This is a genomic window from Nocardia asteroides, from assembly GCF_900637185.1.
Lineage (GTDB): Bacteria > Actinomycetota > Actinomycetes > Mycobacteriales > Mycobacteriaceae > Nocardia > Nocardia asteroides.
This window is the reverse complement of record NZ_LR134352.1, coordinates 620649-641924: the sequence shown is the minus strand read 5'-3', so window position 1 is coordinate 641924 and position 21276 is coordinate 620649. Positions and strand designations below refer to the sequence as shown.

At 65.4% G+C, this 21276-nt stretch carries 18 protein-coding genes; 10 read left to right on the top strand and 8 right to left on the bottom strand.

What is annotated here, in order from left to right; all coding sequences use genetic code 11:
- Positions 1-45 precede the first annotated feature (45 nt).
- The 5 genes from EL493_RS03160 (at position 46) to EL493_RS33470 (ending at position 5277) form a co-directional block, all read left to right on the top strand.
- Positions 46-948, top strand: coding sequence for a hypothetical protein (locus EL493_RS03160; protein WP_022565969.1), 903 nt, complete (start codon positions 46-48; stop codon positions 946-948).
- Between the two features lie 2 nt (positions 949-950).
- A complete protein-coding gene (locus EL493_RS32660; protein ID WP_022565970.1) occupies positions 951-1664 on the top strand; it encodes a hypothetical protein in 714 nt (237 codons plus the stop codon).
- A gap of 2985 nt (positions 1665-4649) precedes the next feature.
- On the top strand, positions 4650-4859 hold the full coding sequence (locus EL493_RS03150; protein WP_019050006.1) for a hypothetical protein: 210 nt from the start codon (positions 4650-4652) through the stop codon (positions 4857-4859).
- 112 nt (positions 4860-4971) lie between these two features.
- Positions 4972-5064 carry a helix-turn-helix domain-containing protein gene (locus tag EL493_RS32090; RefSeq protein ID WP_143104425.1) on the top strand — a complete coding sequence of 31 codons (93 nt, stop codon included), beginning with the start codon at positions 4972-4974 and terminating at the stop codon, positions 5062-5064.
- An 81-nt stretch (positions 5065-5145) separates the two neighbouring features.
- Positions 5146-5277, top strand: coding sequence for a hypothetical protein (locus tag EL493_RS33470; RefSeq protein WP_269079257.1), 132 nt, complete (start codon positions 5146-5148; stop codon positions 5275-5277).
- 62 nt (positions 5278-5339) lie between these two features.
- Here EL493_RS33470 and EL493_RS03145 read toward each other — a convergent pair whose 3' ends face one another.
- The 5 genes from EL493_RS03145 to rpsF form a co-directional block, all read right to left on the bottom strand.
- The gene (locus EL493_RS03145; RefSeq protein WP_022565972.1) at positions 5340-8435 is read right to left on the bottom strand and encodes a replicative DNA helicase; all 3096 of its coding nucleotides are present in this window, start codon (positions 8433-8435) and stop codon (positions 5340-5342) included.
- A gap of 588 nt (positions 8436-9023) precedes the next feature.
- On the bottom strand, positions 9024-9476 hold the full coding sequence (gene rplI / locus EL493_RS03140) for a 50S ribosomal protein L9 (RefSeq protein ID WP_019050002.1): 453 nt from the start codon (positions 9474-9476) through the stop codon (positions 9024-9026).
- A gap of 17 nt (positions 9477-9493) precedes the next feature.
- Positions 9494-9745, bottom strand: a complete 252-nt coding sequence (gene rpsR, locus EL493_RS03135) for a 30S ribosomal protein S18 (protein ID WP_019050001.1) — start codon at positions 9743-9745, stop codon at positions 9494-9496.
- A gap of 31 nt (positions 9746-9776) precedes the next feature.
- Entirely contained in the window at positions 9777-10337 is a 561-nt protein-coding gene (locus tag EL493_RS03130; RefSeq protein ID WP_019050000.1) for a single-stranded DNA-binding protein, read from the bottom strand.
- A gap of 94 nt (positions 10338-10431) precedes the next feature.
- A complete protein-coding gene (gene rpsF / locus EL493_RS03125) occupies positions 10432-10719 on the bottom strand; it encodes a 30S ribosomal protein S6 (RefSeq protein ID WP_022565973.1) in 288 nt (95 codons plus the stop codon).
- A 170-nt stretch (positions 10720-10889) separates the two neighbouring features.
- Here rpsF and EL493_RS03120 point away from each other — a divergent pair, with 170 nt between their 5' ends.
- On the top strand, positions 10890-12278 hold the full coding sequence (locus EL493_RS03120) for a hypothetical protein (protein WP_051719464.1): 1389 nt from the start codon (positions 10890-10892) through the stop codon (positions 12276-12278).
- Positions 12279-12353: 75 nt separating this feature from the next.
- Here EL493_RS03120 and EL493_RS03115 read toward each other — a convergent pair whose 3' ends face one another.
- Both EL493_RS03115 and EL493_RS03110 read right to left on the bottom strand, forming a co-directional pair.
- Entirely contained in the window at positions 12354-13454 is a 1101-nt protein-coding gene (locus EL493_RS03115) for a DUF475 domain-containing protein (protein ID WP_022565975.1), read from the bottom strand.
- Between the two features lie 68 nt (positions 13455-13522).
- Positions 13523-14098 (bottom strand): TerD family protein, encoded by a 576-nt coding sequence (locus tag EL493_RS03110; RefSeq protein WP_019049996.1) that lies wholly within the window; start codon positions 14096-14098, stop codon positions 13523-13525.
- A 321-nt stretch (positions 14099-14419) separates the two neighbouring features.
- Here EL493_RS03110 and EL493_RS03105 point away from each other — a divergent pair, with 321 nt between their 5' ends.
- The 4 genes from EL493_RS03105 to EL493_RS03090 are packed head-to-tail and all read left to right on the top strand — an operon-like array spanning position 14420 to position 20136.
- Positions 14420-15508 (top strand): hypothetical protein, encoded by a 1089-nt coding sequence (locus EL493_RS03105; RefSeq protein WP_198040869.1) that lies wholly within the window; start codon positions 14420-14422, stop codon positions 15506-15508.
- Between the two features lie 43 nt (positions 15509-15551).
- Positions 15552-16763: an HpcH/HpaI aldolase/citrate lyase family protein gene (locus tag EL493_RS03100; protein WP_019049994.1), complete on the top strand. Its 1212-nt coding sequence runs from the start codon at positions 15552-15554 to the stop codon at positions 16761-16763.
- Positions 16760-19294 (top strand): phosphoribosyltransferase, encoded by a 2535-nt coding sequence (locus EL493_RS03095; RefSeq protein ID WP_019049993.1) that lies wholly within the window; start codon positions 16760-16762, stop codon positions 19292-19294. The genes EL493_RS03100 and EL493_RS03095 overlap by 4 nt, the downstream gene beginning before the upstream one ends.
- Positions 19295-19332: 38 nt before the next feature.
- Positions 19333-20136 (top strand): HAD family hydrolase, encoded by an 804-nt coding sequence (locus EL493_RS03090; protein WP_051719462.1) that lies wholly within the window; start codon positions 19333-19335, stop codon positions 20134-20136.
- Positions 20137-20182: 46 nt separating this feature from the next.
- Here EL493_RS03090 and EL493_RS03085 read toward each other — a convergent pair whose 3' ends face one another.
- Positions 20183-21232 (bottom strand): alpha/beta hydrolase, encoded by a 1050-nt coding sequence (locus tag EL493_RS03085; RefSeq protein WP_019049991.1) that lies wholly within the window; start codon positions 21230-21232, stop codon positions 20183-20185.
- Between the last annotated feature and the right edge of the window lie 44 nt (positions 21233-21276).

Here is a 21276-nt window from a genome sequence, read left to right as displayed (position 1 = left end):
GCTGAATAATCTGTCGACCTTGGACGCAGCAGCATGATGAGTGGTGTGCTGGACCGGATCGCTCTTGGAGCGACAAAACGTGAGTGGATCATCGCCACATCGATAGTCAACGTCCTTTCGGTAGTCCTTACCACAGTGTTAGTTGCGCTGGTAAAAAACGCAGACACAACTGCTGTGAAAATCTCATTTTCGCTAGTAGCGGTAGCTCTGATTGTTGGAATTGCAACCCTGAATGCGTCTGCTACGACTATTCGCGAAGCGCAGTTTCCCAAGCATAGCGCGGCGGTTTTGGAGATGATTAGGTCCGTGAACAAAGCCTTAGGCGATGAGAACGAAATTCGCTCACGGCTTGGTGTCACAGCCACCGATGCGGAGTGGCAAGAAAGCTATCTCCGTCGAGTCAAATTATATCTGACGTTCTTTCAGCACGTCCTGGCGGACCAGTGGTCGCAGCGACGATTCGGAGAGAATACTTCAGTCGAGGTGGTCCTGATGAAGAGGGCGGGTGACGGTAAACTAACGGTAGCGTGTTGGGCTACAAAACGACCTCTAAGTCTCCAACAGCGTGCATCGAACAGAACTTTCTATGAGAATACCGAGGCTGCTAAACTGTATCGAAACTATGTTGATCTGGGCAAACGAGCGCCGATACTTCTAATTCCCGATATCTCTAAGTATCCAGACTACGACCATTTCGGTCGTGATGCCACATATCGCACCAATTCGACGGCCTTGTTTCCGATCTATGACTTGAATTCAGAGTTCTATGGATTCGTTGCTGTGACGGCCCGTAATCGTATCAATATGTTTGCTGAAGTTGATAGAGATTTCTGGAACGAGGCCTGGAGCGTTTGGGAGCCGCATTTTGTTCGAACGATTGGTGATTATCAAATGAGAGGCAGCTTGATCGATGAGGCTGCAATCGGTATCCGGACCGAGCAGGAGTAGTCGTGATTTTTGTCGACAACAACCACAATTCGATCGAACGTCCAATCGGTTTACGCGATTCGGCCGCGCCTGGCTTCCCTGATTTATACACCAACCGACGAAGCGAGCGGAGCCGGCACGTGAGCGACATGGAACCTGCAGCTGTTGCCAGAGGCGAATGCTGCATTCGGGGAATTTCGTCGACGCTATTAGTATCTCTGCAGAAAGAGGTGGCAGAGCTCGAATCGGAACGCGGTACTGCTGGCGAATCCCTTGGTCAAAAGTGCCTCCTTCTGACCGAAGAAGTATTTGAAGTAATGAAATTCTTTAGAGTCCGTTCTGGAATCGCGACGGAGCCGAGTTGCAATGTCTCGATCGGCGATGAGCTCGCAGATGTTCTTTTTGTTTCGGCTGCCATCGCGAATCGACTTCCTGTTGACCTATCTGATGTGTGGACATCGAAGAATGTTAAGGTCGAGGGTATCGATTCGGATGACGAGTATTCAGCTAACCTTGCCCTGAACGCAGGTCTGACACTGGCAGAGCGTGTTCTGTCTGTGGTTGCTCATATCCCCCGCGGAACGCGGAGCTTGCACCAAAAAAATGCGAGCTCCTTTGCAGAGGATCTTGGCGCGGTCCTCGATTCGGTTGACGAAATAGCCAGAGTGATCGAGATAGATCTGAATATCGCTGTCAATGAAAAGTTGGAGAAAGATCAGCTACGACTCTGGCGATAATTGATCATCGTCCTTATTGGTTCTAAAGCTTCTCGAGGCCGCCTTTCGCAGGCTTGTATTGCAAACCGAGTATCTCTGTTCGCCTACTGCGTGCGTCATTTAGGGCGAATCCATTGGAATCAATGTTCCTTTCGATAAGCTCAAGAAATGTAGTTGAAATCCCGGTCGCCTCCCAATTTTGTGTGAGTGTGAATTGAATCAGCTCTCGCGGCGTCTGCGTTGACGGACTTAGTGAGTGTGCACAACCGGATGGTTCAGTTGGTACAGAGTTGGCGTTTTTGGATGCCATTATTTCTGATTCCCAAATCGCCGATAGTGGTCTGACTATAAGAGGTGATTCCATATTTGAAACCAGCCTCTGCACTGGAGGCTCGTCTGTAGTGGCAACTCCAGCGTCGGCCAATTGGCTAAGTCGATCTAGGATCGCCGCGGGATGCTCATGAAGCTGACCATGAACTACTTTGACAAGCCGATGGAATCTATCGCGATCGTATCTTTCGTTTCCTTGGTCCCATCGGTCCATGTACATAAGCGCGGATTTCAGAAATGATGAGACTGAATCTGTCGCGTGGTGGGCAAACACCACCCTCGAAATTCTGAGCTCATCTAGATACTGCTTCAGTGCCAGTATTTTGGAGTTGTAGCAGTTGGTGCACGGTGTCGCTGTCTGTACATCGTCCGGTCCAATAGAATCAAGGGCATCGAGATTCTGTCGAAGTGACAATAGTCCAATTGGGTCAAAAAAAGTCTTTGTACTGTGGGATCGAGGCTCAAGAATAGTTGCCGAAAAGTGGAGCGCTTGCAAACGATCGCGAATTTTACCTCCCCAATTCTTTGTGAAGTCCATATCAATTATAATCGGATGCACTTCGTATCCAAGCTGGCGGAGAACAAGGCACGCAAACATCGAATCTTTGCCGCCGGAGCAAGCAACCGCTATTTGTGTAGACGGCAGGAGACTGTACCGTTCGATTGTTCCCGCAACCCTATCCGCCAGTTCACTTCGTATCACTATGTCCACAGCGTGATTTTACACCGGGCCTGTGGTCAGGTTGCATTTTCCGATGAAACGCGGACTAGTGGCGAGATGTTGGTCGATGCCTTCAAGCCAGGTGATGTCCCGGACGTCCAGCATGTAGAACGACGGCGTCTAGCCGACCGGGATCACCCGCCGTGGGAGCGTTGGTTCGGGTGGCCATCGCGAGGGCTACCCAATCGCCACGTAGGTCGCGGTGCTTGAAGTATCCTTGCTACAGGTGACAGGCCTTCTGCACGTTGTCTTGGCGAAGGTATATGCCGCAGTCCGGCTGCCACGGGGAATGGGATTTGTTTGTGCCATCTGTATGGGTTTGTTCAAGTACCCCAAGTCACTTAGCCGTAGCGTTGCGTTGGTAGCATTGGCTACCTTTCACTTCGCGAGCATGCCGTGCCCGCAGAGCGTCAAATTCCAAATCTGGTCCGAGACCTCATGAGAGGCGGATTCTAGCTACGCCGGCATGACGGACCATGTGTACCGAGTCCCGTAGCTCTATCAGGCTGCGAGGCGGGAACGGGTGATTCTGGCGGCGGGGTGAATGGGAGTTTAAGCTTGATGGACTATTGGCCGATTAGCGGTTGCATAAATCGCCTGGAATCGCTTTTCTCGACACCGGTCCGCCGGGGAGTATTTTAGGCGACTCTATCAACGGGACTTCAATAATCGGTATCGATGGCGGTCTCGCAGTCCAACATGCTGGTGGATAACTATTCGAAGACGTGATTATAGGAGTAATGGGCCCGCTCAATTGTGATTATTGTAGAATTCGACCCGCTTTGGCTGTGATATCTATAGCTGCTAGTGTATCTCGGAGATGTGAAAGATTGCAACAGGAATAATTGACACAGGGGCGTCCCACATCGGCGATGGACGTGATCGCGGCGATGTCGGTTTGGTTGCCGGTGACACAGCAGCATGTCGGCTCGCAATCCCTGCGATCCGGCCACGGGTCGGTCAGGCCGAATCGGTCGGCGGGTCCACTGGTCCCGGACGTTAGGGCAGCGCCGTCGGCACGCCCGCTTCGATGCGCATCGCCAGTTCGCGATGAAACCCGCTACCGTGCCGCGGCGCATATGGATTAGCGTCGGTGCCGGCCAGGGGGCGGTGCGCCGGTGAGGTGCAGTGCGCGTGTCACCCGCAGGGCATCCTCGAACGAGCCTGTCTGGGCACAGTCGGTGGTGGTGGCGTCTTGGTTTATGACCGCTTCGAAGTAGGCGAGAGTCGTGATCACGAAGATGTCCGCTCTCGCGATCTGCTCGACCAGTTTGGCGGTCCGCTCGGTACGGCCCTCCGCACATGGGTGAGTCCCTCCATGCCCGCCGCAAGGGCGATCCCACCTCGGCTTCGGTGGCGGCATGGGCGATTACGGCCAGCTCGCCCGCGTGCGCGGCGTCGGCCACGGCGGTCGCGGTGGGCAGGGTGCGAGCGGGCAGTTCGGTGCCGCGCAGTGCGCCGTCGTCTATGACGGTCTTCAGATGGTCGGCCCCTCGGCAAGTCTGGCGGGATGTTCGATGGTGTCGAACGAGCTCAGCCCCAATTCCGCGAGCCCGGGTGCCGACAGCAGCTGGCGGGGATGGCCGTCAGGCGTGGTGGTCAGCGTGCCCGCACTGCGAAAGTCTACGACATCGTCGCGGGTCGCGCCGCGGCGCGGAATTCAGCCGGCTGCGCTGGCAGGCATAAGATGTTCGCTCACCGCGCACCGAGATGGTCGCCCGGTCGCCAACCCGTGGTCCGTCAGCCCCGCCCACTGTGCCCGCGCCCATGCGCCCGCACACCGTGCCCGCGTTCTCAGGCATGCGCCAAATCGACCCCTGAACGTGCTGCGCCGCCGCCGAACGATTCGTCGCCGCGATGGGCGATGATGGGATTGAACTGCTCGTCGTCGTGTCTCCGGAATCAGCCTGTGGACTGACGGTGGCGGCACCGGCATCGCCACCAGCCTCGACCCCGTGCACAGTCACCGCAGACTTCGCCGGCATCGCGCGGCGGTCCTCGCCGACTACCGGGTGAGTCGACGCATCGTCGGCGGGGGCCCGTGCGCGGTCATCTTCGACGGCACCGCGCCCCTGGCCGTCGTCCTCGATATCGCCATCGACGGCACCGTCACCGGCATCTACTCCGTGACCAACCCGACCAAACTCACGACTGCGCCCGCCTGAACCCGATTCACTGCCCCGGCCGGGCAGGAAATGCCGGTTATAGCCGGTCGACGGAACTTCTCGGCTCGGAAGCCCCGTAGAGATGTCCGAATCCGCCGTCGAGAGCGAGCTCGTGGCGATTCTTGGACAGCATCTGGCCGGATTGCGCGTGGCCAAGGGCCTCACCCAGGAGCAGGTTGCGCTTGCCGCGGGCGTCAGCAGGTAGTACTACCAGCTACTCGAAGCGGGCCTGCGCACCCGCGAGCCGAGGACACCGCCCAACCCCACCGTGTCCAACCTGATCTCGGTGAGCACGGTCCTCGGCACGCCACTGCCCGCTCTCCTCGACGAGGTGTTCGTCTGCACCACGAGCTGGGCCACACGATCCCCGCGCCTCGCGAGTAACCCCGTCGACTCGTCGGCATGCCTGCCGCACTGAGCGCCCGTCGTCTGCATCCAGCACCTGCAGCCAGAACCCGTCGGGCAACGAGCGGCAGCCGATCAGCCCCGGGCCATGTCCACGAAGCGGCTCAGGTGCAGCTGGTGGGCGACGGTGATGGTGGCGGTGGGGCCGTTACGGTGCTTGCCGACGATGAGGTCGGCCTCGCCACCGCGGGGGTCGTCGCGTTCGAAGGCGTCGGGGCGGTGCAGCAGGATGACCATGTCGGCGTCCTGCTCGAGTGAATTGTGAGCCGAAATGCCCTGCGCCACGAAGTTGTGGGTGCCTGGCACGGTTCCGTCGTAGACGTCTTGTTCGCCGAGACTGGTGATTTCGACGATCTTGTCCCAGAACACGTCGTTCGTGGCGAGCATATCGATGTCCGCGTCGTCGAGGACGGCGGCGACGCGTGCCAGCCTCGATCGGCTGGGAGACCGCTTCCACATGGTGGAGCCACAGAAGCGGGAGCCCATCGCAGCGGAGAATTCGCGGTGCGTCATCTCCTTGTCGGCCAACAGGGTTCGGACACGGTTCCAGACTTCGGCGGGAACGGTGTCGACATTCGGGTTGCGGGTCATCGGGGCCAGCTCGGTGAGGACGGCTTCGGCGGACTTGCCGCGGGCGCCGTGCACGCCGACATCACGCAGGAATGTCGACTGGTTCTCGCCACCGTCGATCACCAGGTGGTAGCAGGGACGGTAGTCGCCCTTACGGACGGTCTTGATCCGGCCGTGCACGCCGAGACGCAGCAGCAACTGGTTGACGTCGTCGATCAGGCGACGGCTGGTCGAGGCGTAGTAGACGCGCGCCTGGCGGGCCTTCGCGTCCCAGCGCACCGATCCATCCGTGGCCCACAGGTGGCGCAGGAACAATGCGACCTGATCATTGGGCAGCGCGAAAATCGGTTCGGGAACGAACTTTTCGTAGCTGCGCAGGCCGAACAAGCCGAGCGAATCGAGCCAGGCGGCGATCGGATTCCGCTTGCCGTGCGTGAGCTGATATGGCGCGGGTAGGCGCAGTGTGGTGACGCGGGCCGCGGCGTACTCGTCACGAACCGCACTGACACCGAAGTGCTGTGCGGCTGCGGTGACAGCGGTGAGGTTCTCCTCGTCGACGCTGGCGTAGCGGATGGGCTGGCGCTTCACACAGGAGCCGTCGCCGATCATGTGCGCGAGCAGAACGATCTCGTCCTCGGGCAGTCGGGTGGTGTGCACCGGCTCGGGGACGTTGCGCGGCGTGGCGAGTCGGTCGCCGACGGTGAGCTTGTCGAGCGCGATCCAGCCGTCGACTGTCAGGAACGGGTGGTTGCCGGTGGCTTCGACCTCGCGCCCGGAGGCCAGGCGCAGCCGGAACACCTCCTTGCGACCGCTCGGGAACACCTTCACCATCGGCCGAGCGACCATTCGCATGCGCTCGTCGAGCGACCATACGAGCGGCTGTTCGCCACTGGCGAGTAGCTCGCCCAGGGATACCTCGGCGCCGGTGTCGGCGCGCAGGATTCGCGTCGAGGCGGGCATGCAGCCCGATTCGCGAAGGTCGGAGACCATGGGCCGCTTGTCGGTTCGCTGTTCCGGACCACGGTTCAGCTGCGAGATCGCGATCACCGGAACTTCGAGTTCCTTGGCCAGCAGCTTGAGGTTTCGCGAGAAGTCCGAGACTTCCTGCTGACGCGATTCGACCTTCTTACCCGAGGTCATCAGCTGGAGGTAGTCGACCACGACGAGCTTCAGGTCGTGGCGTTGCTTGAGCCGTCGCGCCTTGGCCCGGATCTCCATCATCGTCAGGTTCGGTGAGTCGTCGACGAAGAGCGGCGCTTCGCTGATCTCGCTCATACGGCGTGCGAGCTTGGTCCAGTCGTCGTCGCTCATGCGGCCCGAACGCATGTCGCCGAGCTTGATCTTGGCTTCGGCGGAGAGCAGACGCATGACGATCTCGGTGCGGCTCATCTCGAGCGAGAAGATGACGCTGGCCAGGCCGTGCTTGATCGAGCAGCTGCGCATGAAGTCCATGCCGAGCGTCGAGTTGTGCGTGGGCACCAGGGAGCGGCCCGCGAGGTACATGTGGTCGGTGTTGTCGACCTGGACGCAGCGAACCGGCAGCGGATCGATCTTGCGGACGTCGACGATCTGGCGCGCCTCGGACCGGGCAGTGCGCGGCACCGCGTGCGCGAAGTGGTCGCGCGGGGTGCGCAGGCTGTGCGCGATGTCGCCGGTGGTGCGGACGACCGGGTGCGGCGCCAAGGTCGGCGCCAGGGTGGTCCACTGGTGTTCCTCGTCGGCGATGATCACCGTGCCGTCGGAGAACTCGACCTCGTAGCAGGGGCGATCAGACATGACCTCGGTGGTCGCGACAACGCGGGTCGGTCGGCCGTCGGGCCCGACCAGCTCGTCACCGACGCGGACCTCGCCCATGGTGGTCCACCCGTTCGGCGTCGGTAGCGGGGTGTCCAGCGCCAGTGCCTTACCGACACCGGGGCGGGCCGCGACGATGATCATCTGGCCCGGGTGGAGGCCGTTGGTGAGTTCGTCGAGTTCGGTGAAGCCGGTGGGGACGCCGAGGGAGATGCCGCCGCGGGAGGCGATGGAGTCGATTTCGTCCATGGTGGGCTGGAGGAGTTCTTCCAGCGGCATGAAGTCTTCGGTGGTGCGGCGTTCGGTGACCTCGTAGACCTCGGCCTGGGCGCGGTCGACGACCTCGGCGATGTCCTGGCCGTCGGCGCCGGCGTAGCCGAACTGGACGATGCGGGTGCCTGCTTCGACGAGGCGGCGCAGGATGGCCTTCTCGGCGACGATCTCGGCGTAGAAGCCGGCGTTGGCGGCGGTGGGGACGGTCTGGGTGAGCGTCACCAGGTAGGGGGGACCGCCGATGCGCTTGAGCTCGCCGCGCCGGTCGAGACCGGCGGCGACGGTGACGGGGTCGGCGGGCTCGCCGCGGCCGTACAGGTCGAGGATGGTGTCGTAGACGGCCTGGTGCGCGGGACGGTAGAAGTCGCCGGGGCGCAGCACCTCGACCACGTCGGCGATGGCGTCCTTGCTGAGCAGCATGCCGCCGAGGACGGACTGCTCGGCCGCCATGTCGTGCGGTGGCTGGCGGCCGAAATCCTCACCGGGGGGTTCGGGCGGAAAGTCTGTCTGTGCGCGGTCACCGGTGGTAGTCACCAGAATCGACCGTCCTCTCTGCCCGCAGAACCGGGGATTTCACATCGATGAACTCGTTGTACTCCCGGGCACCGACACGGATGTCAGCAATCGGTTGCCTGCGTGATTCCCGGGGCCGCGCGCAGGGCGATGCGACGAACCTAGGCGACGTTTTCGGGCGGCGCCAACCCGATATGTGCACACAACTGTGGATAACTTGGGGGTAGTTCACCCAGTGTTGTGCAGCTCCTGTGGAAAACGTGGGGAAAACCCAGGTCAGTGCGGTGGAACGCCCTGCTAGGCCCCGTTTTACCCAACTATCCGCCTGTGGATGAAAGAAGTTTCGGCGTGTCGGTTCAGGTGAACAGCCGGGCGTGTTGGGTAAACAGCGATGGTGCACGCTATGACCGGAGTCACAATTCTGCCGGTCGGTTTCCGCAATCATCCACAGGGTGAATAACGGGAGGTCAGCGAGTTGCCGACCGTCGGCCGCCATGGGCGACCTGGACCGGAGCAATCATCGGCTATCGACCAGTTATCGAATGGCCGGTCACAAAAGGCAACGAGAAACCACCCCCGTGTCGAACACGGGGGTGGTTCTCAGCGAACTCAGTTCGCGGCAACCTCGAGGTTGAACTTGGCAGCCACGTCGGGGTGCAGGTGCACCACGATGCCGTGCTTGCCGGTCGCCTTGATGTGCGACTTCGGCAGCTCGATGCTGCGCTTGTCCACCACGGGGCCACCGGCGGCCTTGATGGCGCCGGCCACATCGGCGGTGGTGACCGAGCCGAACAGCTTGCCGCTGTCGGCGGTCTTCACGGCCAGCGAGACCGACTCCAGGCCCTCGATGGCCTGCTTCAGCTCGTTGGCGTGATCGAGGTCGCGCACCTTGCGGGCGTCCTGCGCCCGGCGGATGCCCTCGACCTGCTTCTGAGCGCCACGGGTGGCCACGATGGCCAGGCCGCGGGGCAGCAGGTAGTTGCGGCCGTAGCCGTCCTTGACCTCGACGAGATCGCCCGGGGCACCGAGGTTGTCGACATCAGCGGTGAGGATGAGCTTCATCTGTCTGACTCCCTTTCTCAGCGAGCGGTCGACACGTAAGGCAGCAGGGCCACCTCACGCGAGTTCTTGACGGCGACGGCGATATCACGCTGGTGCTGGACGCAGTTGCCGGTGACGCGGCGAGCGCGGATCTTGCCGCGATCGCTGACGTACTTACGCAGCAGCGTGGTGTCCTTGTAATCGATATTGACGATTCCGGACTTGCTCTCCTTGCAGAAAGTGCAAGCCTTCTTCTTCAGCACCTTTTCGCGCGCGGGCGCTTTAGGCATGGTCTTCTCTCCGTACTATGAGTGCCGTTCCTCAGAACGGCGGTTCGTCATCCATGCGGCCGCCGCCCCCGAAGGAGCCGGCCGCGGGCGCGCTACCCCACGGATCGTCGTTGCCGGCGTTACCGCCGCCCGACTGTCCGCCGCCACTGTTGGCGTTGTAGCCGCCTGCGCTTGCACCACCGCCGGCATTGCCGGAACCACCACCGAAGCCACCGCCTCCGCCGCCGCGACCGGCCTTGGAGACCTTGGCCGTCGCGTACCGGAGGGAGGGGCCGACCTCGTCGACCTCGAGCTCGACGACCGTGCGCTTCTCACCCTCGCGGGTTTCGTAGGAGCGCTGCTTGAGCCGTCCGCTCACGATCACGCGAGCGCCTCGGGTCAGGCTCTCGGCGACGTTCTCCGCTGCTTCACGCCAGATGTTGCAGCGCAGGAACAGGGCCTCGCCGTCTTTCCATTCGTTCGAATTGCGGTCGAACACGCGGGGAGTCGAAGCGACGGTGAAATTCGCCACCGCTGCGCCCGCGGGCGTGAAACGAAGCTCCGGGTCTGCCGTCAAGTTTCCGATGACGGTGATGACCGTGTCGCCTGCCATGGGGGTTCCTCCTGCTCGGGGTGCAGTCCGCGTCTCGCTGTCGCGCTAGAGCCTAAAGACAGGCACCGACGAAAACGAGAGTTTGCTCTGCGGACTACTTGTCGTTGCGCAGAACCTTGGTGCGCAGCACCGTCTCGTTCAGGCCCAGCTGGCGGTCGAGCTCGCTCACGGTGGCCGGGGTCGCGGTCAGTTCGACGACCGCGTAGATGCCCTCGGCCTGCTTGGCGATCTCGTAGGCGAGACGACGACGGCCCCAGATGTCGACCTTGTCGACCTTGCCGCCCTCGGTCTTGACGACGTTGAGCAGGTTATCCAGGGACTGCCCGACGATGCGCTCGTCCAGGCTCGGGTCGAGGATGACCATCACTTCATAATGACGCACGGACCAATCACCTCCTGTGGACTAGGAAACGGCCATGGACTTTCCATGGCAGGAGGGTTCGTTGCGTCAGCAACCCGGTAAGGCTACATGAGCGGGTCGTGAGCAGCGAAATCGATCTCGGCCGCGGGTGCGCACGGGTGATCGCGGCGACGTTGCATAGTGTGGTCGCCATGACCACTTCCGTCGACTCGCGGCAGCGCGCGCATCGCGCCGCCGCCCGGGCGACGGCACTGACCTTCCTGATCGTGCTGCTGTGCGCGCTCACCCTCGCGCTGGCCTACGCGAACAAGGCGCGCTGCGCGGGCGGCGCGATCGACGAAAGCGGTCGCAGCCAGATATTCGATGTCCGCAAGGATTCGGATGCCTGCTATTCCGATATCCAGTTCCTGTGGCTCGGCCGCGACATCGACAATCACGTCTTCCCCTATGTGGACGGCGGGATCACCGAGGAGGGCGCGCTCACCGGCGGCGCGGTGGAGTATCCGGTGCTCAGCGGCGTGTTGATGTGGGCGGGCGCGATCGGGGTGGACAACGACGCCGACTACCTGTGGCACTCGGCCCTGCTGCTCACCCCGTTCGCGCTGCTCACGGCATGGATGCTGGCACGGCTGGCCGGTCCGGCGGCGCTGCTGTGGGCGATCGGCCCGCCGCTGGTGCTCTACGCGTTCCACAACTGGGAACTGCCGGTGGTGTGCGCCGCGGTGGCCGCGGTCTATGTGATGGCCGCGCTGACCGGGCTGTCCGTGCGCACCCGCGGCATCATCGCCGCGGTCCTGCTCGGGCTCGGCTTCTGCCTCAAGCTCTATCCGGGGATCTTCGTGCTGCCACTGGCGCTGTACGTGCTCACCGGGGGCGTCCCGCGTGACGGCAGGCCGCTGCGCGAGCTGGACATCGCGGGCGCCGCGCAGACCCTGCTGGCCGCGATGGGCACGGTGGCCGCGGTGAATCTGCCGTTCGTGGTGGCGGGCGTGGACGGCTGGCGCGCCTCGATCACCTTCCAGCAACTGCGCCAGGCCGACATCACCACCAATTCGATCTGGTACTGGGGACACCAGGCGATCTTCGGTCGCGACGCGGAGACCACGACCACCTGGCACGACATGGTCGCCATCGCCTCACCGGCGCTGATCGTGGCGTCGTTCGCGCTTGCGCTGTGGCTGGGGGTGCGGCGCTGGACCCGGACCTCGGCGTTCCCGTGGGTGGGCGTGAGCGGGGCGATGCTGTGCGGATTCCTGCTTTTCCACAAGGTGCATTCGCCCCAGTACACCCTGTGGATAATTCCGTTCCTGGTATTGCTCGAGGTGCCGTGGTCGCTGGTCGCGGCCTATCTGGTGGCCGACGTGGCGGTCGGCGTCGGCGTCTTCCGCTACTTCGCCGCGCTGGGTGCGGGCGAGGGAGTCGACCTGATGGAGGGCGTCGTCCAGTTCGGTGTCTGGCTGCGCACCGCGCTGCTCGTCGCGCTGTTCTTCCTGTTCCTGCGCGCGGCCGCGAGGGGCCGCCGGACTCCCGCGTCCTCGGAAACCCGCACCGCCGCACGCGAACTGCAACCGGTCGCCTGAGTACACGACAGCGGCGGCGGTTCCCGGTCCGGGATCCGCCGCCGCTGTGCGTCTTCGGTACTGCCGTCGCGCCGATCAGCTGACCGGTGCGGTTTCCTTCGACTCGTCGATCGCGTCGGGCTCGGCCTTGCGGTTGCGCAGGATGGACGAGATGAGCGCGGCGCCGATGAAGGCGACACCGATCAGGCCGGTGATGAGCTCGTCGACGTGCACGCCGATGGAGACGAGCAGGATCGCCGCCAGCGCGCCGATCGCCCAGTGCGCGCCGTGCTCGAGGTACACGTACTCCGACAGGGTGCCCTGGCGGACCAGGTACACCGTGATCGACCGGACGAACATGGCGCCGATGAAGCCCAGGCCCAGCGCGATGATGATCGGGTCGGAGGTGATCGCGAACGCGCCGATCACGCCGTCGAAGGAGAACGACGCGTCGAGGACCTCGAGGTAGAGGAACATGAAGAACGCGGCCTTGCCCGTGGCCTTGACCAGGGTGGACGGGCCGGAGCTCTCCAGGTCCTCGGTGTGGAACATCGAGCCGAGGCCGTCGACGGCGATGTAGACGATCATGCCGAGCAGGCCGGCGACCAGCACGGTGGAGCGGTCGTCGTCCTTGGCCAGGAACTCCGCGGTCAGGATCAGGCCGGTGCCCGCGACGACCACCGACAGCATGTCCAGCTTGCCCGCCTTGGCCAGCGGCTTCTCCAGCCAGCTCAGCCAGGTGATCTCACGCTCTTCGAAGATGAAGTTCAGGAACAGCAGCGCGAGGAACATGCCACCGAACGCCGCGATCTGCGGGTGCGCGTCGGTCAGCAGGGTCTCGTAGCTGGGACTGCCGTCGGGGAAGTACGCCGCGTCGTCCGGCGGCGGGTTGAGGGCGAGGTCGAACGCCTCGATCGGGCCGAGTCCGGCGGTGATCCACACGATGGCCAGCGGGAACACCAGTCGCATGCCGAACACGGCGATGACGACGCCGACGGTCAGGAAGATCCGCTGCCAGAACTCGCTCATCCGTTCCAGGACGGTGGCGTTGATGACGGCGTTGTCGAACGACAGCGAGACCTCGAGAATACCGAGGATCGCGCACAGTGCCAGCGCGGTGGCGCCACCGTAGAGGTAGGCGACGACCAGCGAGATCACCGTGATGACGACCGACATACCGAAGATGCGCGTAATCACGCGGAGGGACCTTTCTGTGTCACACGGACAGGGGGCCCATCAGACGAGCCCCCTGTTCGCGACGATGACTAGACGTTGACGCCGTAGTCGCGGGCGATACCGGCCAGGCCGGAGGCGTAGCCCTGTCCGATGGCGCGGAACTTCCACTCGGCGCCGTTGCGGTACAGCTCGCCGAAGACCATAGCGGTCTCGGTGGAGGCGTCCTCGGACAGGTCGTAGCGGGCCAGCTCGGTGCCGTTGGCACGGTCGACCACGCGGATGTAGGCGTTGCGGACCTGGCCGAACGACTGCGAGCGGGTCTCCGCGTCGTAGATCGAGACCGGGAAGAAGATGCTCTCGATGGTGGGCGGGGTGTTCGCCAGGTCGACGTTGATGACCTCGTCGTCGCCCTCGCCCTCACCGGTGGTGTTGTCACCGGCGTGCTCGATGGCGCCTTCGGGGGACTTCAGGTTGTTGAAGAACACGAAGTGCTTGTCGGAGACGACCTTCTTGTCGGCGCCGGTCGCGATCGCGCTGGCGTCGAGGTCGAAGTCGGTGCCGGTGGTGGTGCGCACGTCCCAGCCGAGGCCGACCGCGACCGCGGTCAGGTTCGGGGCCTCTTTGGTCAGCGAGACATTGCCGCCCTTGGACAGACTGACACCCATGCGGGAATCCCTTCGGTTAGTCCGGTGTGTCGTTTCCCAGCATGTCCGAATCGCCGGGTACGGCTACGACAGTAATAGGTTTCGCGGATCTTGCGTAGGAACGAGCTGGAGCCCAGGTGAACACGGGGAATCTCCTACCATCGGGGCAGTGCGTGGTCGGGTCGCCGCGCGGTTCGGAAAGGGGACGTGACGGTGACACCTCGCAGACGCGGTTGGTTCAGGTCGGGGCCCGATCATGAGTGGATCAGCGGGGCGCGGGCGGCGACGTCGTCGGCCTTCCTCGACATGGATCGCAGACAGACGGCGGCGGAGGCGGGTGTGGTGGCTAGCGAGCAGGTCTTCCCGGATCGCCGCGTCGGCGCGATCTGGGAGCCGGTGCGGGCGCGCTGCTACGCGGCGTCGGGCGAGTACCTGAGTTTCACCGACGAACTCGACGCCGCCGAGGCCGCGGGCACGCCGATCGCCGACGGGCCCGCCAAGGCCGATGCCCTGGTCCGCAGGCTCAACGAGGCCGCGCGCGGGGTCGACGAGTTCTATCACGCGCAGCGCGCCGGCCTGGAGGAGGCGGCGCGGGTGCGCGCCGCCGTGCCGCAGCTGCTGGCCCAGGTGCGGGCCGAGGCCGAGCGCGTGCTCGCGGCGGCCGCGTCGTCGGGCTACGCCGGATACCCCTCGATCGAGGCCGGTGTAAGGCGGCTGAATGAGGATCTGATCACAGCCTCGGCGACGGATCCGCACGGTGGGGTCGCGGCCGCGCGCACCGCGGCGGCGGCGGTCGAGCAGGCCACCGCGGAACTGTCGGAAGCGTTGGCGCAGGCCCCATCTCGCGCCGCGGCGGCGACCAACGCCATCGCCTCGGTGACGACCAGACTGGCCGCGGTCCGCAACCGCGCGGGCGCGCTCGGCCCCGCGTACTCGGCACTGCTGCGGGAGTTCAACGCTGCGAGTTCGGCAGACTTGACCAACAATGAGCGGGAAAGCCGACGCGGCATCGATGCCGCGGACGCCGCGCTGGTGGGCGCGCGTGTCGCGGCTGCCGATCACGACCCGGAGACAGCCCTTGATTTGACCGCCACCGCGCGCCAGCACCTCGCCGAGGCCGAGCAGTTGGTCGACGCCGTCACCCGGCGCCTCGAATTGTTGCGCGGGGTACGTGCCGACCCCGACGCGCACGCCCGCACCGTACGATTCCGGCTGCGGGACGCGCAGATGCTCGCGGTGGACCGGGGTCTGGTCGGCGAGTGGGGTTCGGTACTCGATGCGCAGGCCGAACGACTCGACCGCATCGCTTCCGGACTGACGGGTCGTCATCCAGACTATTGGGCGTATGTGTCCGAACTGGATACCGTCGCGGCGTTCATCGCCGGAGTAGTCGATCGCATGAGAAAACACACCAGAACCGACAGCACGTAGGACGACAGAAATATGGGATGGCCCGGAAAATGAGGTGGGGGGTATGACCGCGGGATACGCCGTAGCGCCGGAGATCTGCCTGCGTAAACAGGTCCCGCTTCGACATTTCCGCCAACTGTGCGGGCCGCGGTCGCGCGAACTGTTCCTGGTCGAACCGGAGCCGATCCTCGGCACCGGCGACCGCGAGCTGCTGGCGACCGCGCTCGGCGCCACGCTGTACGTGCCGGCCACCCGGCCCGATCTGGCCGCGACGATCCGCCGCCGCGCCGCCCGCGGCGTGTGCTCGATGGTGATCGACCTCGAGGACGCCGTGGCCGACCACCAGGTGGAGGCCGCCAAGGAACACGCGGTGGCCACCCTGGACCTGCTCGCCCGCAGCGAGGACTCCAACCCGATGCTGTTCGTGCGGGTGCGGGATCCGCAGACCGTCACCGAGCTGGTGGCCGGGCTCGGACCGGGCGCCGAGGTACTCACCGGCTTCGTCTTCCCCAAGTTCGACGCCGAGACCGGACCCGCCTACCTGGCCGCGCTCGACGCCGCGCGCCGCACGCTCGGGCGCCCGATCTACGGCATGCCCGTGCTCGAATCGGCCACCCTGGTGCACCGCCAGACCCGCGACGAGCAGCTCTCCCGCATCGCCGAACTGCTGCGCGACCACCGCGACCACCTGCTCGCGGTGCGGATCGGCGCCACCGACATGTGCTCCACGTTCGGCATCCGCCGCGACCGCGACCTGACCATCTACGACGTGCGCGTGGTGGCCGACGTGATCGCCGACATCGTCAACTACCTCGGCCGCGCCGACGGCACCGGCTTCATCATCACCGGTCCGGTGTGGGAGTACTTCGCCGATCACGAGCGGATGTTCCGGCCGCTGCTGCGCACCGCGCCGTTCGAGGAGTCCGACGCGGTCCCGTTCCGGCAGTACCTGGTGAGCCGCGACCTCGACGGCCTGCTGCGCGAGATCACCCTCGACCGCGCCAACGGCATCCAGGGCAAGACGGTGATCCACCCCTCGCACGTGGCCGCCGTACACGCCCTGTCGGTGGTGACGCACGAGGAGTACGCCGACGCGCTGCACATCATGGAGGCCGACGTCGGCGGCGTCGCGGCCTCGGAGTACCGCAACAAGATGAACGAGATGCGCCCGCACCGCAGTTGGGCCCGCCAGACGCTGGTCCGGGCTCGCGCGTTCGGTGTCGCGAACAAAGGAGTGTCCTTCGTGGATCTGCTGACAGCGATGATCGCCGAATGAGCGTGTTCGGACTCGATCTCGAAAGGCCTTGGGCCACCGCCCAGCTGGGGATCGAACTGCGCCACGGTGAATCGTTCGCCGCGTCGGCCGCCGAGGACGCGCTGCCGGGCGAACTCTCGATCGACACGCTGGTCCAGCCCGGTCTGCGGCGCAATCCGCGCCGGGCGCACCTGCTGGTGTCGACGGTGCTCGGCAAGCACCTGCCCACCGACCCGCGCGTGGTGATCGGCGCGGGCAACCGGCTGGGTGACCTGGTGCGCGAGGTCCTCGGCGCGCGCGAATGCGTGGTGCTCGGATTCGCCGAGACCGCGACGGGTCTCGGCCACTGCGTGGCCGCGCGGCTCGACGCGGGCTGCTACCTGCACTCCACCCGCCGGGAGGTCGCGCGGGCGGACACGCTGGCCGGGTTCGAGGAGGGGCATTCGCACGCCACCTCGCATCTGCTGCAGCCCATGCCGGCCGGCATCTTCGCCGACGACCTGCCGCTGGTGCTGGTCGACGACGAGATCTCCACCGGCGACACCGCCATCGACGCGGTCCGCGCCCTGCACGCCTTCGCGCCGCGCACGCACTATGTGCTCGCCTCGCTGGTCGATCTGCGCACCGCCGCCGACCGCGCCAAGTTCGAGGCGTTCGCCGCCGAACTCGGCGCCCGCATCGACACGGTGTGCCTGGCCACCGGTGGCGTCGAGCTGCCCGCCGGGCTGATCGACGCGGTCACCGCGCTGCCGGAACCCGAGCTGAATCCGGTTGCCGCGCAGCCCGGTTCGTTCCGCCGGATCTCCCTGCCCTGGCCCGTCGACGTGCCCGAAGGCGGTCGGCACGGTGTGCTGAACTCCGATGTCGCCGCGTTCGACGTGGCGCTGAAGGCGGCGACGGGCGAGGTCCAGGCCCGGCTGGCCACCGAGTTCGCGGGTCGCCCGGTGATCGTGCTCGGCCACGAGGAACTCATGTACCTGCCGCTGCGACTGGCCGCCGAGCTGGCCGAGTCGGGCACGCCCACCCGCTTCCAGACCACCACGCGCTCACCGGCGTACGTGCTCGACGAGCCCGGCTACCCGCTGCGTCGCGGCTTCCGTTTCACCGCCCCCGAGCCGGACCCGACCGCGCACCGCTACCTCTACAACGCGCAGTGGACCGACAGTGCTGCCGATCCGGTGCTGCTCGTCGTCCTCGACCCGCCCGCCGACACCCCGGAACTCGTCGCGCCCGGCGGCCTGGTGGACGTCCTGACCGCCGCCGGCGCCGACGTCGTCGTGGCCGTCCTCCCCAGCGCCGACCCCCAGGCCCTGCATGCCGCGCGAACCGCGCCTGCCGACGCGTCGGCCGGTGGTCCGCAGGCGGCGGAGCGAACTACGCCGAATGGTGTGTCGCCCGACAGTTCGCAGGCCGCGGGCTCGGGCACCGATCTGCCGCGGCCGCTACACGGCCCCGATTTCGGTTCCTATGCGGCCGACGAGGTTTCGTGGCTCTTGAAGGATCTCTCGCACGTGAACCTCGAGGCCGACGTCGCCGAGCGTGAACGCCGGATCCAGGCGGGCGTCGCGCACTACGCCGAGTCGCTGCCGGTGGAGTACCAGCCCGACGCCGAGTACCGGGAACTGTTCGAGCGGGTGCTCGCCGACAGCGCCGAACGGCTGGCGCTGGCGGTGGCGACGGTGGCCGAGCTGGTCGTCGCCGAGCGCGGCGAGAACGTGGTGCTGGTGTCGCTGGCCAGGGCCGGGACGCCGGTCGGCGTGCTGATGCGCCGGTGGCTGGACAGCGGGATCGGCAGGCCCCGCCTGACCGTGCCGCACTACGCGGTGTCGATCGTGCGTGATCGCGGCATCGACGCCGTGGCGCTGGACTATCTTGCCCGGCACCATGATCCGGCGTCGATCGTGTTCGTCGACGGCTGGACCGGCAAGGGCGCGATCACCCACGAGCTCACCGCGGCGCTGGACGCGTATCACGCGGCGGGTGGCGCGCGGTTCGACGACGAGCTGGTGGTGCTGGCCGATCCGGGCAACTGTGTGCGCACCTACGGCACCCGCGACGACTTCCTGATCGCCTCGGCCTGCCTGAATTCCACGGTCTCCGGCCTGGTTTCGCGCACGGTCCTCAACGACACACTGATCGGGCCGGGTGACTTCCACGGCGCCAAGTTCTATCGCGAACTCGCCGGGGCCGACGTCTCCAACCGGCTGCTCGACGCCGTCACCGCGGCCTTCCCGGCGATCCGGGACCAGGTGCCGGACGCGGTGGCCGCGATCCAGGCGTCGGACCGCACGCCGGACTGGTCCGGGTGGGCCTCGGTGGAGCGGGTACGCGCCGAATATGGCGTCGCCACAGTGAATTTCGTGAAGCCCGGCGTCGGTGAGACCACCCGCGTCCTGCTGCGCCGGGTACCGTGGCGGGTGCTGGTTCGCGAAGCGGATGCTCCCGAGCACGCCCACATCCGCCTGCTCGCGGCCGCGCGCAATGTCCCGGTGGAAGTGGTCCCCGACCTGGCCTACAGCTGTATGGGCCTGATCAAGGAGCTGGACCAGTGACCGCCGACGCGTTGTTCGCCACCGACCTCGACCGCACGATGATCTTCTCGCGCAACGGGTTCGGCGGCGCCGACGCGGTCGAGAAGCTGTGCGTGGAGTACTACGCGGGCGAGCCGCTGTCGTACATGATCACCACCGCCGTGGCCCGGCTCGCCGAGCTGGCCGCGGCGGCGCCGGTGATCCCCACGACCACCCGCACCATCGAGCAGTTCCAGCGCATCGACCTGCCCGGTGCGCCGTGGCCCTACGCCATCACCAGCAACGGCGGCAACATCCTCGTCGACGGTGTGCCGGACCGGATCTGGCGTACGGAGATCGACGAGAAGGTGCGCGCGTCCGGCGCCACCCTCATCGAGGTCGGCGCCGAATGGCGGTCCCGCATCGATGATTCCTGGGTCACCAAGTACCGCGAGGCCGACGGGCTGTTCTGCTACCTGGTCGTGCGCCCCGAGGCGGTGCCGGACGGTTTCCTCGCCGAATGGGACGCGTGGTGCCGGGCGCGTGGCTGGTCGGCCTCGCAGCAGGGTCGCAAGATCTACACGATGCCGGACGCGGTCTGCAAGAGCCTGGCCGTCGCCGAAGTCCGCCGCAGGCTGGTGGATTCCGGACAGCTGGCCGAGAGCGCCGGGCTGTTCACCGCGGGTGACGGTGCGCTGGACGCGCCGATGCTGGTGGCGGCCGACGAGGCGATCCGGCCCCGGCACGGCGAGCTCGAGGACCTGGCGTTCACGGCACCGAACCTGACCGTGACCGAGACGGCGGGGATTCTCGCCGGGGTGGAGATCCTGGAGTGGTTCCACGCCGCGCTCGAGCGGTCCGCGCTGGCGGTCGACCCGGTCTGATCCGCGAAATCCCGGGCGCCGCAGCGGTACCCGGGATCCTTCGGTGCTACGACTCCGGGAACAGCCCCTTCGCCAGCACCGGCCACGAGGTCTTGAGGTCGTCCTGCCAGTAGCCCCAGGAGTGGGTGCCGGTGTCGCGGAAGACGAAGGTGCCGGGGATGCCGAGCTGGTCGAGCCGGGCCCGCAGGTTGTGCGAGGACACGAAGATCGCGCCCTCGATCAGCGCTCCCAGGGCCACGGTCTTGGGGGTGTCGGCGGGCTTCTCCATCCGGAACGGCCCGCCGGGCTGATCGTGGATACCGGGGATGCCGGTGCCGGTGGACACGAAAAGATTTGTGCCGCGCAGTTTCTCGGCGTTCACCAGCGGGTCGTTGGCCGTCCACAGCGGTCCGCCGACCGGCCCCCACATGTTCTCGGCGTCGCCGCCGCCGTACATCTCCACGGTCGCCTTCACCGCCTGCTGACCCGCCGGATCGCTCACCTGGGTGAGTCCGCTGTACACCGCCGCGCTGCGGAACAGGCCGGGTTTGGCGATGGCCAGGTTCAGCACCGGAATGCCCGACATGGACAGGCCCGCGATGGCGTTCACGCCGTTGGTGCCCAACGCGGCGTCGATCAGGGGCGGCAGCTCCTCGGAAATGTAGGTCTGCCACTTGTTCACGCCGAGAACCGGATCGGGTTTGATCCAGTCGGTGTAGAAGGTCCAGGCGCCGCCGATGATCTGGACGACGTTGACGTCCTTGTCGGCCAGGAAGCTCAGCGCGTCGGTGCGCAGCTGCCAGGACGCGCGGTCGACCCCGCCGCCCGCGCCGTTGAGCAGGTACAGCGCGGGTTTCGGGCTGCTGGTGTCGGCGGGGCGCTGGATGTCGACGGGGAAGGTCTTGTCCATCGCGGCCGAGTGCACGTACAGGCGCAGGTGGCGGGAGTCGGTGACCTCCATCTTCTCGATGAAGGACCCGTCGGGCGAGGTCATCGGGCTCAGGGTGACGCCGGGGGCGGTGGCGGGCGCCGCGGAGGCGGGCATGCCGGTGATGATCGAGGCGGTGGCGGCGCACAGTGCTGCCGCCACGATCCGCCGGATGCTGCGACGCCGCACTGCGCCCACTCCTCTGGTCGAGCTCGCGCCGAATCGTTGTCTCG